We start from the raw sequence: 13,335 nt of genomic DNA on the forward strand, positions 1-13,335 counted from the left end.
GGCGGCGCGGCTCAGGAGCCGTCGGCGGCGACGATCGCGTGGATCCGGTCGGCGGCATCGCGGGCGGCGTCGGTGTCCTCGACGTCGTCGAAGAGGACGACCACCACGGCCGGGCTGCCGTCCGCCCGGATCGTCTGCCCGGACAGCGCCGTGACCACGTTGAGGGTCCCGGTCTTGGCGCGGGTCACACCGCGCGCCTCGGACTCGTCGGGGTCGTCGAAGCGCTCGGCCAGCGTGCCGGTGGCCCCGCCCACGGGGAAGGCCTCGATCATGGGAGCGAACCGCCCCGAATCATCGGCGGCGGCCGTCAGCAGCAGGCGGCCCAGGACGTCGGCGCTCACGCGGTCGTCCATGGTCATCCCGGAGGCGTCGACGATGCGCAGACCGTCCGCTTTGGAGGCCTCCTCCTCCGGCAGCGTCTCGAGCACGGCCTCCCGCGCGGCCTGCTGGGCCCCCTCGATGCTGCCGTCGTGACCGGCCGAGCGGGCCGCCACCCGGCCCAGCACCTCCGCCAGGCGGTTGTCGGACTCGCCCATCATGCGCCCGGCCTGCTCCTGCACGGTGGCCGACTCCACGCGGCCCAGCTCCGTGACGCCCTCCTGCTGTTCGGACGGCAGCAGCGGGTCCGCGGACGTGTCCTGCTCCCCGGCCGACTCGACGCGGACCTCCTGGCCCACCTGCTCCTCGAGCTGCGAGCCGAGCTCGCGCTCGAAGGCCTCGGTCACCGAGGCGACCGGGTCCTCGTCGTAGACCCCTTCCTTCCCGGGCACCTGATGGGAGCCGAAGGCCATGGGGCTGATCGGCCCGATCTCCTGGGACTCGATGTCGCCGTCCTCCCAGGCGGGGTTCAGGGACGGGCCCGAGAAGATGCTCGTGTCCACCGCCACCCGCACGGGCTTCTCGGGATCCACCTCCCCTGCCATGGCCTGCGCGGTGGACTCGGCGAGATCGGCGATCCCCGCCCGACCCGTGACGGCCTCCGGATCGCCGTCCCCGGGCGCCAGCAGGGTGTCCCCGCCGGCCACGAGGACCACTTCGTTGGGGCTCTGGCCGGCTACTGCGGTCGTGGCCAGGCGCTGGTCCGGACCGGTGTGCGCCAGCAGCGAGAAGTGGGTCAGGATCTTCTGGTTGGATGCCGGCACCAGTGCCTCGGCCTCCCCGTCCGAGAACAGGACGTCGTGCGAGCCGGGATCGATGACCATGACTCCTGCAGACCCCGCGGTGGAGTCCTCGATCGCCGCCCGGATCCCGTCCTCGGTCTGCTGCGACAGATAGCCTCCCGGCTGGTCCTGCCGCGGCGCGGCCGGGTCCGGCACGGTGACATCTGCGTCGGCGTCGTCCTGGCCGCCGAAGGCCCCGGGGACGGAGACGATCAGCGAGGCCGCGATCGCCAGCACCACGAGGGCGGCGATCACCGCGGCGACGGGGCTGCGGCGTCGGGAGGGGCCGTCCTGGGGCTCGTCGCCGGGCACAGGGCGGTCGCGGCGGGGATCCTGTGGGGTGCTCACGCCCCCTATTGTGCCGATCCCGCCCGCGCGCCGCCGAGGCCCGACCTGCGCGGCGGGCGCACGGGCCGCTACCCTGAGAGGCGAACGAGTCAGAGAACCCCGACGGAGCACGAGGAGCAGCCATGGAGCTGGACGTCACCATCGAGATCCCCAAGGGATCGCGCGTCAAGTACGAGATCGACCACGAGACGGGGCGCATCCGCCTGGACCGCGTGCTGTTCACGTCGATGGGATACCCGGAGCACTACGGCTACTTCGAGGACACCCTGGGCGAGGACGGCGATCCGCTGGACGCCATGGTCCTGCTCGACGTCGACATCATGCCCGGCGTGATCGTGGAGGCCCGCCCGGTCGCTGTGTTCAACATGAACGACGAGGCCGGCGGCGACGCCAAGGTCCTGTGCGTGTCCACGGACAAGCGCTACGACCACATCCAGGGCCTGGATGACATCATGGATTTCAAGCAGAAGGAGATCCAGCACTTCTTCGAGCGCTACAAGGATCTCGAGCCCAACAAGTGGGTCAAGGGCGAGGGCTGGTCCGGCAAGGACGAGGCCGAGCGCCTGGTCCGCGAGGCGCAGGAGCGCTTCGAGGCCTCGCACTACGACTCCGCCGCCGAGGCCGAGCAGAACTGAGTCCATTCGCGCCCAGCGCACAGGCCCCGCCTCCCGTCGCGACGGGAGGCGGGGCCTGTCCTCTTGCTGAGGGAGCCCGACGTCGGCCGTCGTCGCCCCTTGTGCTGTCGGTGCGCTGTGGTTGCATGAACCCGTGATGAGCCGATCGGATGAGGTCCCCCAGCGGGTGCCCTACGTGCTCGAGCACCAGGGCACCACGGTCGTGCTCGGCGAGCCGCTGCACCTGGCGGAGATCGATCGCATGCTCCAGCGGATGCACGTCCAGACCGCCACGACCGTCTCGGCCACCGGCGGCATGAACCTGGAGGGCGTCCTGCTCAACAGCGTGAGGGCGGACCTGCCCCTGCACCGCTTCTGGGAGACCCTGCACCTCGCCGCGTTCGACGACGACTCCGTCGACTGGCGCGACCAGGACGCGGACGTCCTGGTGCCCGAGCCCCCGCAGTGGCTGCGAGAGGCCCGGTGCTGGGAGTACGACCCCATCGCCCCGCTCATGGGAGGCTCGGCGCAGGACCCCCAGATGCCGCACTCCGGCGGCTGGGTGGCTCGACCCTCGTTCGGGGGGCTGGACTCCGCCCGCCACGGCGGTGCGGTGGGGCTGTTCCAGCTCATGGACCGGGAGAGCTTCTGGGTGCTCGCCGGACAGGACGCCCTGATCGAGATCGTGGAGCTGGCCAGGGACCTGCAGCGCTACCGGCGCGGCTTCCCGCAGATGCGCGTGTGCTTCGACGAGACCGACCGCATCGGCTCCCTGTGCCTGCCCCTGATCTGCCGGGAGGTGCTGGAGGACGAGCTGATCGCCCGCTCGATCGACATCGAGCCGCGGTTCTGGCCCCCCGGCGACGACTGAGCCGGCAGAGCCGACCACGCCACCGGCTCAGCCGGCCGGCTCGGAGATGAAGCCCTCGGAGACCATCCAGTCGAAGGCCACGTCGACCGGCTCGCGGCCCTCCACGTCCACCTGGGCGTTGAGCTCCTGCAGCGTCTCGTTGTCGAGCTCGGCCATGATGCTGTCCATGACCTCTGCCAGCTCCGGGGACTCCGCGAGCGTCTGCTCGTTGTAGACCGCCGAGCCGTTGTAGGCCGGGAAGTACTTCCGGTCGTCCTCGAGAACGGTGAGATCCAGCGAGAGGATTCGACCGTCGGTGGCGAACACCTCGCCCACGTTGCAGTCGCCGTGGTCCGTGGCCGTGTAGATCGCCCCGGTGTCGTAGAGGCCGATGTTGCCCTCGGGCATCTGGTCGCTGTCCCGTGCCAGGTCATAGTGCTCGAGCAGGGGATTCAGCCCGTCCGGACGGGAGTTGAACTCGGCCTCCACGCACAGCGTCCGGTCCTCGACGGGCAGGCTGCGCAGGTCGGAGATCGTCGTGAGCCCGTGCTCCTGCGCGAACTCCGAGCGCACCGCCAGGGCGTACGTGTTGTTGAACTCGGCCGGCGGGCCCCAGATCAGTTCGTTGCTCCGGTCCTCGTCGGCCACGGCCTGCCACTGCTCCTGGGGATCGGGGATCCCCTCCTCATGGCCCATGTAGGTGATCCAGGCGGTGCCGGTGTACTCGACGGTGAGATCGCCCTCGCCCTCCGCCATCATGCGGCGCACCGGCTGCGAGCCCGGCACATTGGTCTGGTCGGTGACCTGGTACCCGGCGGCCTCCGCGGCCAGGACCAGGATCTTGCCCAGAATGAGCTGCTCGGTGAAGTTCTTGGAGACCACCGTGACCGGGACGTCCTCGGCGCCTTCGACCGGGGTGATGGAGCCCTCCTCGAACTGCGGGACGTAGGAGGCCGACGGGGACAGACCACAGCCGGACAGAGCCATGGCGGCCGCCGCGGCCAGCGATGCCGCGGACAGGGCCCGACGGCGACGCGGCGAGCGGAGCCCGGCTCGCGTCCTCGATCCGCTGGTGGTGGTCGTGGTCATCCTGGCCTCCGTGCTCCGATTCTGGTGCTGCTTGCTGACATCGCCCACGGCGGCCTCACAGCCCCCGGGGACGGGCGATGTGCTCGACCACCCGTCCCAGCCAGTCGATGGCCAGCGCCAGCAGCGAGACGAGCACCGATCCAGTGATCAGGACTCGTGGCAGGTCCAGGTTCACACCGGTCGTGATCGCCACGCCCAGACCGCCGGCGCTGACGAAGGTGGCGAGGGTGGCTGTGCCGACCACCAGCACGAGCGCGGTCCGGATACCGGCGAGCATCAGCGGCACCGCCAGCGGCAGCTCGATGCGCCACAGCACGGACAGCGCGGACATGCCCATGCCCCTGCCCGCCTCGACCAGCGACTGATCCACCGAGTCGAGTCCGACCATGGTGTTGCGCAGCACGGGAAGCACCGCGTAGACCACGAGCGCCACGATCGCGGCCGTGGAGCCGAAGCCCATCCACATGGCGAAGAGCACAATCAGGCCCACCGCCGGGGCCGCCTGGCCGATGTTGGCGATCGCCATGATCACCCCGGTCCAGCGCCGCATGGGCCCTCGGGTCAGCAGGATGCCCAGCGGGATCGCGATCACGAGCACGACGACGGTGGCGATCGCGGTGAGGCGCAGGTGCTCGAGGGTCGCGTTCAGCAGCGGTCCCGGTGCGAGCGTGACCAGCTCGGTCTCCGTGAGATCCGCCTGGCTCAGCCACAGGATCAGCACGCCCAGGGCCGCCAGCAGCACGACCGGGTAGATGATCAGCGAGCGCAGCCGGCCCCGGTCGGCCTGGATCCCGGAGGCGCTGCCCAGATCTGCCGCGGCCGTCATCGTCGAGCCTCCTCCGGCTCGGCCGCGCTCGAGCCGCCATGCGGGTCCTCCTCGGTGATGACCCGGATCTCGCCGGTGTCGTCGTCGCGCGAGACGCGGATGTCGGCGTCGTTCGAGCCCACGGGGGCCGCTCCCGAGCCGGTCGCGGTGCGCTGGGACTGCAGCGACTCCATGACCGCGTCCAGGTCGACGACGCCCTCGAAGCGCCCGCGGGCGCCGACCACCAGGCCCGCGCCCACCCGGGAGACGAGCATGGTGTTCAGCGCGTCCTCGAGGGTCGCGTCCTCGCCCACGATCGGCAGGTCCGGATCCAGGCGGCTGGGCAGCTGCTGAGCCCGGCTCAGCTGCTCGAGCGACGGCCAGGCCAGCGGGCGCCCGGAGCCGTCCACGATCACCACGTGCCCGTGGCCCGCGCTGCCGGCGCGCTCGAGAGCTCTCTGCACGGAGTCTTCGGGGGTCAGCGTCACGGCCTCGCGGCGCGGCATGTCCCGCACGCGGGACAGCCCCAGCGCCTTGAGACCGGCGCCGCGGCCCACGAAGTCGGCCACGAAGTCGTTGGCGGGCTCGGCCAGGATCCGCTCGGGGCGGTCGTACTGCTGGATGTGCGCACCCTCGTCGAACACGACCACCCAGTCGCCGAGCTTCACGGCCTCGTCGATGTCATGGGTGACGATCACGATCGTCTTGCGCAGCTCCCGCTGGATGGAGATCATCTCCTCCTGCAGACGAGCGCGCGTGATCGGATCGACCGCGCCGAACGGCTCGTCCATGAGCAGCACGGGCGGATCCGCGGCCAGGGCCCGGGCCACTCCCACGCGCTGCTGCTGCCCGCCGGAGAGCTGCTTGGGGTAGCGGTCCCGGTACAGCGCCGGGTCCAGGGAGACCAGATCGAGCAGCTCGTCCACGCGCTCGGCCACCCGCTGCTTGTCCCACCCCAGCATCTTGGGGACCAGTCCGATGTTCGCGGCCACGGTCATGTGCGGGAACAGGCCGCCGGCCTGGATGACGTAGCCCATGCGCCGACGCAGCTCATCGCCGTTCATGGTCGTGACGTCCTCGCCGTCGATCACGATCCGGCCCTGGCTGGGCTCGATCAGGCGGTTGATCATCTTCAGCGTCGTGGTCTTGCCGCAGCCGGACGGGCCCACGAACATCACGGTCGAGCCTGCCGGGATCTCGAGGGTCAGGTGGTCGACCGCCGGCTTGGCGCGCGAGCCGTACTGCTTGGTCACGCCGTCGAGCAGGATCGGGACGCCGGTGACCTCGGAGCGGGCTTCGGGGGCGGTGTTCTGGGCAGAGCTGCGCGGATCAGACACGGAGACCTCTCGAGGTGGTCAGGCGCCCCAGCAGGGCGAGGAGGAGATCGAGGATGAAGGCCACGACGATCACAGCGATGACGCCGGTGAGCACCGAGGCCAGAGCGTTGGCTCCGCCCAGCCGGGAGAGCCCTGAGAAGATGAAGCCGCCCAGGCCGGGACCCAGGACCCAGGCCGCGATCGCGGCGACGCCCATGACCATCTGACCCGAGACGCGCATTCCGGTGAGGATGACCGGCCAGGCCATGGGCAGCTCGACGCGCAGCAGGGTGGACAGCCGGCTCATGCCGATGCCGCGGGCGGATTCCACGACGGTGTCCGGGACGCCGGCCAGGCCCACGACCGCGTTGCGCAGGATCGGCAGCGCGGCGTAGAAGGTGATCACGACGATGGCCGGGGCGATGCCGAAGCCCAGCGGGGCGACCAGCAGACCGATCAGGGCGAACGAGGGGATGGTCAGACCGATCGCGGTGACGCTGTTGGCCAGCTCGGACAGGCGCTGGGAGCGGTAGCACAGCAGCGCGATCGCGACGGCCAGCACGGTGGCCAGCGCCAGGCACTGGATCACCAGCCACAGGTGCTGCCAGCTGGAGAACAGGATCACCTGCCAGCGCTCAGCGAGATAGTCGGGCACGGGTCGGTCCCTCCGGAGACTGGGAGCTGCCGGGGCGGAACCGGCAGATGGGCTGGGCCCCTCTGACCCGTTCACCATAGGCGGGTGAATGCTCATCTGCGCGGATTGGCTCATCAGCGCACTGACCTGTGATCCGCATCTCAGAGCTTCGGGTACGATGCTGCGGCCGCCGGGCGCCCCGGCCCGCGCACCGTCTCCCGCCGCACCCGGCAGCGTGATCGCCGGCACCGGCATGCAGGCCGGCCTGGCCCCGCTGGCCTGGCGCGACGGCCGCGGCCCGGCGGTGATCAGCGCGAAATCGATGAGCCCACGGCTCGGCTCGGCGGCCCCCGGCGCCCCGAGACCGCCATGCGGGATGTCCTGGCCTGCCTGCTGCCGGAGCTGGCGCTTCCGGCGCCCGAGCCGCCGAGCTGATCCGGCCGCCGCGGGCGAGCGGCAGCCCCAGCGCAGCGGCTCGCCCGAAGCCCGGGCTGCGGCTCAGCCCTGCGGCAGCAGGGAGCGCAGGATGCGGGCGGCGCCGTCCTGGTACACGCTCGTGGTGACCTCCCGCGCCGCCTCCACGACCTCGTCCGGGGCCTGGCCCATGGCCACTCCGCGGGCCGCCCACTCGAGCATCTCGATGTCGTTGTGCCCGTCGCCGATCGCGACCGTGTGGGCGGGATCGACGTCCAGGCGGCGACGAACCTGCTCCAGCGCGCTGGCCTTGGAGACGCCGTTGGCCGCCACATCCAGCCATGAGGTCCAGCCCACGGAGTAGGCCACGCCGTGCAGGCCCGAGCGGTCGATGGCCTCGGCGAAGTCCTCCGGCTCCTCCGCAGAGCTGCTGACCACGAGCCGCACGGCGTCGAGCTCGGCGAGCCCGCGCATGTCCGTGGGGATCGCCTCGATGCCGAAGGAGCCGTCCTGGAAGCGCTCGGTCGAGTAGAAGCTGCCGTCGGCGGTCTCGATCGCGTACTTGGCCGCGGGCAGGACCTCCCGCAGCGCCTGCAGCGCCTTCTCGGGGTTGAAGGTCACCGCGTCGATCACGCGGTACCAGTCCTCGTGCTCGCTCGACAGGTGCATGGTGATGCCCCCGTTGGAGGACACGGCGTAGCCGGACTCCAGCCCGAGCTTCTCGCACACGGGCAGAGTGGCTCCGCGCGAGCGCCCGGTGGCGATCACCAGATGGTGCCCCGCTGCAGCCGCGGCGCGCGCCGAGTCCAGCACCGCCTGCGACATGCGTCCGTCGTGATCCACGAGCGTGCCGTCCACGTCCAGGCACACGAGGTAGCGCACGCCCTCCTGCAGCTGCCAGTCGCTGCCGACCGGCTCGCGGTCGGGCTCGGGGAACGGCGCCGCCCCGTGATCCGGGGCGTGGGGCGGATCCTGCTGAGGGTCCTGGGGCTGGGGAAGGGTGCCATCGGCGTCGTGCGGCTTGTCGTGAGCCCGATCGTCGGTGTCGGCGCGCTGCGTCTGAGTCATCCCCCGAGCCTGCCACAGCACGACGGCGGGCCGCCGTGGCCGACACCACGACGACCCGCCGCTTCACGGGACGTTCACCCAGCAGGCGCCTGAGGGGCTCAGCGCACCTGGATGACCTCCTGGCCGCGCATGTACGGGCGCAGCGGCTCCGGGATCACGACGGAGCCGTCGGCCTGCTGATGCGTCTCCAGGATCGCCACGAGCCAGCGCGTGGTGGCCAGCGTGCCGTTGAGGGTGGCGATCATCTGCGTCCCGCCCTTCTTCACCTTGCCATCGGCGGTCGTGGTGTCGGCCAGCCGCTCGCGGATGTTCAGGCGGCGGGCCTGGTAGGTGGTGCAGTTCGAGGTCGAGGACAGCTCGCGGTAGCGGCCCTGGGTGGGGATCCAGGCCTCGCAGTCGAACTTGCGCGCAGCGGAGGTGCCGAGATCGCCGGCGGCGGTGTCGATCACCCGGTAGGACAGCCCGCAGGCCTGCAGCATCTGCTCCTCCCACTCGAGCAGGCGGGCGTGCTCCGCCTCGGCCTGATCCTGGGTGCAGTAGACGAACATCTCCAGCTTGTTGAACTGGTGGACGCGGATGATGCCGCGGGTGTCCTTGCCCGCCGAGCCGGCCTCCCGGCGGTAGCAGGTCGACCATCCGGCATAGCGCAGCGGGCCGTCGGACAGGTCGATGATCTCATCGGCGTGGTAGCCGGCGATCGCGACCTCGGAGGTGCCGACCAGGTAGAGGTCGTCCTTCTCGAGGCGGTAGATCTCGTCGTCGTGCTCGACGTCGAAGCCGGTGCCGGCCATGATCTCCGGGCGCACCAGGGTGGGGGTGGTCAGCGCGATGAAGTCGTTGTCCATGGCCAGGTCCTGGCCCATGCGCAGCAGAGCGGTCTCCAGACGCGCGATGTCGCGCTTGAGGAAGTAGAAGCGCGAGCCTCCGACCTTGGCGCCGCGGGCCATGTCGAGCCCGTCCACGAGCTCGCCGATCTCCAGGTGATCGCGCGGCTCGAAGCCCTCGGCTGCGAAGTCCCGGGGCTGACCCACGTGCTTGAGCACGGCGAAGTCGTCCTCGCCGCCTGCCGGGATGCCGTCGATGATCAGGTTCGGCAGGGCCTTGAGCAGCTCGTCGATCGTGGCCTGGGCGGCATCGGCCCGGGAATCTGCGTCCTTGACGCGATCGGAGAGGTCCTTGACCTCGGCCAGCAGCTGCTGCTTCTGCTCGCCCTGAGCCTGGGCGACCTTCTTGCCGAAGCTCTTCTGCTCGGCGCGCAGCGTCTCGTACTCGGTGATGGCCGAGCGGCGGGCGGAGTCGGCCTCGAGCACGCGGTCCACCACGGACTCGTCGGCGCCGCGGGCGGCCTGCGAGGCGCGGAACTTGTCGGGATTCTCGCGGAGCATGTTGATATCGATCACCGGGCCAGGGTAGCGGAGTCGGCCTTTCCCGGCTGGCTGTCATAGCTGCGCGCTACGGTGGTCGCTCTCAGTCGATCGCAGGCCGTGCGCCGTCCCGATCCGCCACCACTGCGAAGCTCAGGAGCCCCTGCCGTGTCCGAGTCCCTGGACCAGCCCCACGTCCAGCACGTGGCCGTCGTCGTCAACCCCATCAAGGCCGGGGCGGACGATGCCATCAACCACACCACGCTGGCCTGCCGCAAAGCGGGATGGCCGCAGCCCCGGTTCTTTGAGACCCGGGCCGATGACCCCGGAACGTCCATGACCCGCGAGGCCCTCGAATGGGGCGCCGATGTGGTGCTGGCCGCCGGCGGCGACGGCACCGTGCGCACCGTGGCCGAGGTCCTGGCCGGCACCGGGACGCCGCTGGGGCTGATCCCCATGGGCACCGGCAACCTCCTGGCCCGCAACCTGGGCGCCCACCTGGATGACATCCACCACTCCGTGGATGTCGCGCTGTTCGGGGAGGACAAGGCCCTCGACATGGTCGCCTTCCGCACCGAATCGGACGACGGAACCATGGACGAGAAGCTGCTGTGCGTCATGGGCGGGGTCGGGTTCGACGCCGAGATCATGGAGCACACGAGCGACCGCCTCAAGAAGAGGATCGGATGGATGGCCTACGGCGAGGCAGGGATGCGCCGGGTGCTCATGTCCCCGGCGTGGGCGCGCTTCAGCCTGGACGACGGCCCCTGGCAGTCGCGGCGCGTGCGCTCGATCATGGCCGCGAACTGCGGGACCCTGACCGGCGGGCTCGTGCTCGTCCCCGGCGCCAAGCTGGACGACGGCAAGATGGATGTGGTGGTGATCGCCCCGCGCCACCTGCTCGGCTGGGCGCGGCTGGCCGGCAAGGTGATCACCCAGCACCGCCATCCGCTGCCCGAGCTCGATCACTACGAGTGCCGGAAGGTGCGCGCCGAGTTCGCCGAGCCGACCAGCGGCGAACTCGACGGCGACTCCGTGGGCCATGTGGTGGCCTTCGAGGCCGAGACCCTTCCCGCGGCCCTGAAGCTGCGGGTTCCGCCCACCATGGTGCGCGAGTCCCTGGATCTGATCGACGACGACACCCAGGCTCGCCACCCCGAGCATGAGCCTGCGATCCAGGCGGACTTCCACCGCCGCCGCAGCGCCGACGACGAGCGCTGAGCCTTCCGCAGAACGCCGGGGCGGGCTACAGGAGACCGGCCAGGCCGTAGACGGCCGCGGCGATCAGGAAGCCGACCACGGCGATGATCGTCTCCAGCACCGTCCAGGTCCTGAAGGTCGTGCGCACGTCCATCTCCAGGAAGCGGCCCACGAGCCAGAAGCCGGAGTCGTTGACGTGGGACAGCGCCACGGAGCCGGCGGCCACCGCGACCACGAGCGCTGCGACCTGCAGCCCGCCGAGTTCGGCGGCCATCACCGCGGGCGCGATGAGGCCCGCGGCGGTCGTCAGCGCGACGGTCGCGGAACCCTGGGCCACGCGCATGATCACGGCGATGATGAACCCGGCCAGGATGATCGGGATGCCGAGGTCGGTGAGGACGTCGGCCAGGGCGTCGCCGATGCCCGAGCTGCGCAGCACGCCGCCGAACATGCCGCCGGCTCCCGTGATGAGGATGACCGAGCAGACGGGGCCCAGAGCCGATTCGAAGGTCTTCTCGATCGCGCTGCCGCTGACGCCGCGCGCCTTGCCCACGAGCAGGGCCGCCACCAGCAGGGAGATCGTCAGCGCCACCGGGGTGGCACCCAGGGAGACCAGCAGCTGGAACCAGGCCTGCTCCCCCACGCCCTCGGGGATGGCCCCGGACTTCAGCAGGGTGGACAGCCCCGTGTTGAGGAAGATCAGCAGCATGGGCAGCAGGAGGATGAGGACCACGGTCCCCGTCTTCGGCGGGTTCTGCACCGCCTCGGCCTCACCCAGGATGCTGGGCACAGGCAGATCGATCCGCCGTCCCATGACCTTGCCGAAGAGGTACGACGACAGGTACCAGGCCGGAAGCGCAGCCACCAGGCCCACGAGCAGGACCAGGCCGACGTTCGCCTCGAAGAACGTGGAGGCGGTGACCGGCCCCGGATGCGGCGGCAGGAACACGTGCATCACGGAGAACGCGCCGACCGACGGCAGCGCGTAGAGCAGCACGGAGCCGCCGAGTCGTCGGGCCACGGCGAAGACCACGGGCAGCATGACGACCAGGCCGGCGTCGAAGAAGATCGGGAAGCCGAACAGCAGGGAGGCCACTCCCAGCGCCAGCGGGGCCCGCTTCTCGCCGAAGATCGAGATCAGCTTCTCGGCCAGCACCTGGGCGCCGCCGGAGGTCTCGAGCAGCCGTCCGAGCATGGCGCCCAGGCCCACCAGCAGCGCCACGCTGGCCAGCGTGCCGCCGAAGCCGTCGAGCATCACGGGCACGACCGCGCCGAACGGGATGCCCGCGGCGACCGCCGTGAGGAAGCTGATGACGATCAGCGCCACGAAGGCGTGCATCTTCAGCTTGATGATCAGCACCAGCAGGGCGGCGATCGCCGCGGCGGCGATCAGCAGCAGCGGACCTGCGGTGAGGGTCTGCTCCCAGCCCTCGAGCTCCTCGACCATGTCTCGGCTCCTTGCGTATGTCGGGGCGCTCGTCATCGAGCATCGAAGGGCTCAGCGTATCCGCCTGCCGGCCGATGGAAGGGAGTCGGCTCAGCGCCCTTCGCGCAGCTGCTGGACCCAGTCCCTCGCCTGGCGGAAGGCTCCGTCCGTGTGCCGGCCCTCGACCTCCGTCACGCCCTGCTCCGCCCTGGGGTACGAGCCCAGGAACCGGGTGGTCGGACAGATCCGCCGCAGGCCCACCACGGCCTCCGAGACCCGCTCGTCCAGGATGTGACCGTCCAGATCGACCGAGAAGAAGTAGTCCCCCAGCGAGGCGCCGGTGGGCCGGGACTCGATGCGCGAGAGGTTCACCCCGCGGGTGGAGAACTGCTCCAGGATCTCCAGCAGGGCGCCGGCGCGGTCGCTCCACAGCGGGATGACGAGCGTGGTGCGATCCGAGCCCGTGCGCTCCGGCAGCTGCTCGCCCGGCTCGGTCACCTGCACGAAGCGGGTGACGGCGGCCCGGTTGTCCCCGATGTCATCGGCCAGCACGGTCAGCTCGGGATGGGCCGCGAGGATCGCCGGGGAGCAGATCGCGGCGTCATAGCCCGCGGACTCCCCCGAGGCCAGCAGCCCCAGGGCGCCGGCCGCGGTGGACGATGCCGGAATGTATTCCACCTCCGGCATGTTCTCTTCCACCCAGCCTCTGACCTGGGCCCACGCATGCGAGTGCGTGGCCACGGCCCGGACCTGGGACAGCTCCATGGGCCTCAGCGCCACGAGCGCGAAGCGGATCGGCACGAGCATCTCCGCGCAGATCCGCAGCTCGGTGCCCTCGGCGAGCGCATCCAGCGTGGCGGTCACGCCGCCCTCGACGGAGTTCTCGATCGGCACGACCGCCGAGGCGGCCCGCCCGTCGCGCACCGCCGCCAGGGCCGCGGGGACCGAGGCGACCGGCAGGTGATGAGCGGGATCCGGCTCGATCTGCCGCAGCGCCGATTCGGTGAAGGTCCCGGCGGGACCCAGGAACGCGATGCTCATGGTCTC

The 13,335-nt window shown here is 70.8% G+C and carries 12 protein-coding genes; 3 read left to right on the top strand and 9 right to left on the bottom strand.

Annotation, left to right across the window (positions count from 1 at the left end; translation table 11 throughout):
• Positions 1-11 precede the first annotated feature (11 nt).
• Positions 12-1,508, bottom strand: a complete 1,497-nt coding sequence (locus RF645_RS08640; RefSeq protein WP_137802733.1) for a D-alanyl-D-alanine carboxypeptidase — start codon at positions 1,506-1,508, stop codon at positions 12-14.
• A 122-nt stretch (positions 1,509-1,630) separates the two neighbouring features.
• On the opposite strand from RF645_RS08640, the gene RF645_RS08645 reads away from it, so the two are divergent.
• Together RF645_RS08645 and RF645_RS08650 are read left to right on the top strand one after the other, a co-directional pair.
• A complete protein-coding gene (locus RF645_RS08645) occupies positions 1,631-2,143 on the top strand; it encodes an inorganic diphosphatase (protein WP_137802732.1) in 513 nt (170 codons plus the stop codon).
• A gap of 136 nt (positions 2,144-2,279) precedes the next feature.
• Positions 2,280-2,993 (top strand): hypothetical protein, encoded by a 714-nt coding sequence (locus RF645_RS08650; protein ID WP_024289217.1) that lies wholly within the window; start codon positions 2,280-2,282, stop codon positions 2,991-2,993.
• A 27-nt stretch (positions 2,994-3,020) separates the two neighbouring features.
• Here RF645_RS08650 and RF645_RS08655 read toward each other — a convergent pair whose 3' ends face one another.
• The 6 genes from RF645_RS08655 to serS all read right to left on the bottom strand — a co-directional run bounded on the left by RF645_RS08655 (position 3,021) and on the right by serS (position 9,698).
• A complete protein-coding gene (locus RF645_RS08655) occupies positions 3,021-4,061 on the bottom strand; it encodes a glycine betaine ABC transporter substrate-binding protein (protein WP_081609418.1) in 1,041 nt (346 codons plus the stop codon).
• Between the two features lie 55 nt (positions 4,062-4,116).
• Positions 4,117-4,887, bottom strand: a complete 771-nt coding sequence (locus RF645_RS08660; protein ID WP_006213614.1) for an ABC transporter permease — start codon at positions 4,885-4,887, stop codon at positions 4,117-4,119.
• On the bottom strand, positions 4,884-6,203 hold the full coding sequence (locus tag RF645_RS08665; protein ID WP_259904077.1) for an ATP-binding cassette domain-containing protein: 1,320 nt from the start codon (positions 6,201-6,203) through the stop codon (positions 4,884-4,886). Before RF645_RS08665 ends, RF645_RS08660 begins: the two co-directional genes overlap by 4 nt.
• Positions 6,196-6,837 carry an ABC transporter permease gene (locus tag RF645_RS08670; protein ID WP_053446814.1) on the bottom strand — a complete coding sequence of 214 codons (642 nt, stop codon included), beginning with the start codon at positions 6,835-6,837 and terminating at the stop codon, positions 6,196-6,198. Before RF645_RS08670 ends, RF645_RS08665 begins: the two co-directional genes overlap by 8 nt.
• 477 nt (positions 6,838-7,314) lie before the next feature.
• Positions 7,315-8,298: an HAD family hydrolase gene (locus RF645_RS08675; protein WP_368818932.1), complete on the bottom strand. Its 984-nt coding sequence runs from the start codon at positions 8,296-8,298 to the stop codon at positions 7,315-7,317.
• A gap of 98 nt (positions 8,299-8,396) precedes the next feature.
• Positions 8,397-9,698, bottom strand: a complete 1,302-nt coding sequence (serS, locus tag RF645_RS08680) for a serine--tRNA ligase (protein ID WP_368818933.1) — start codon at positions 9,696-9,698, stop codon at positions 8,397-8,399.
• A 132-nt stretch (positions 9,699-9,830) separates the two neighbouring features.
• Here serS and RF645_RS08685 point away from each other — a divergent pair, with 132 nt between their 5' ends.
• Positions 9,831-10,883, top strand: coding sequence for a diacylglycerol kinase family protein (locus RF645_RS08685; protein WP_137802727.1), 1,053 nt, complete (start codon positions 9,831-9,833; stop codon positions 10,881-10,883).
• Positions 10,884-10,908: 25 nt separating this feature from the next.
• On the opposite strand, the gene RF645_RS08690 is transcribed toward RF645_RS08685, so the two are convergent.
• Positions 10,909-12,309, bottom strand: coding sequence for a GntP family permease (locus RF645_RS08690; protein ID WP_271404126.1), 1,401 nt, complete (start codon positions 12,307-12,309; stop codon positions 10,909-10,911).
• A 90-nt stretch (positions 12,310-12,399) separates the two neighbouring features.
• The gene (gene pheA, locus RF645_RS08695; RefSeq protein ID WP_368818934.1) at positions 12,400-13,329 is read right to left on the bottom strand and encodes a prephenate dehydratase; all 930 of its coding nucleotides are present in this window, start codon (positions 13,327-13,329) and stop codon (positions 12,400-12,402) included.
• Positions 13,330-13,335 lie beyond the last annotated feature (6 nt).

Source organism: Kocuria sp. CPCC 205260, from assembly GCF_040981045.1.
Classification (GTDB): domain Bacteria; phylum Actinomycetota; class Actinomycetes; order Actinomycetales; family Micrococcaceae; genus Kocuria; species Kocuria palustris.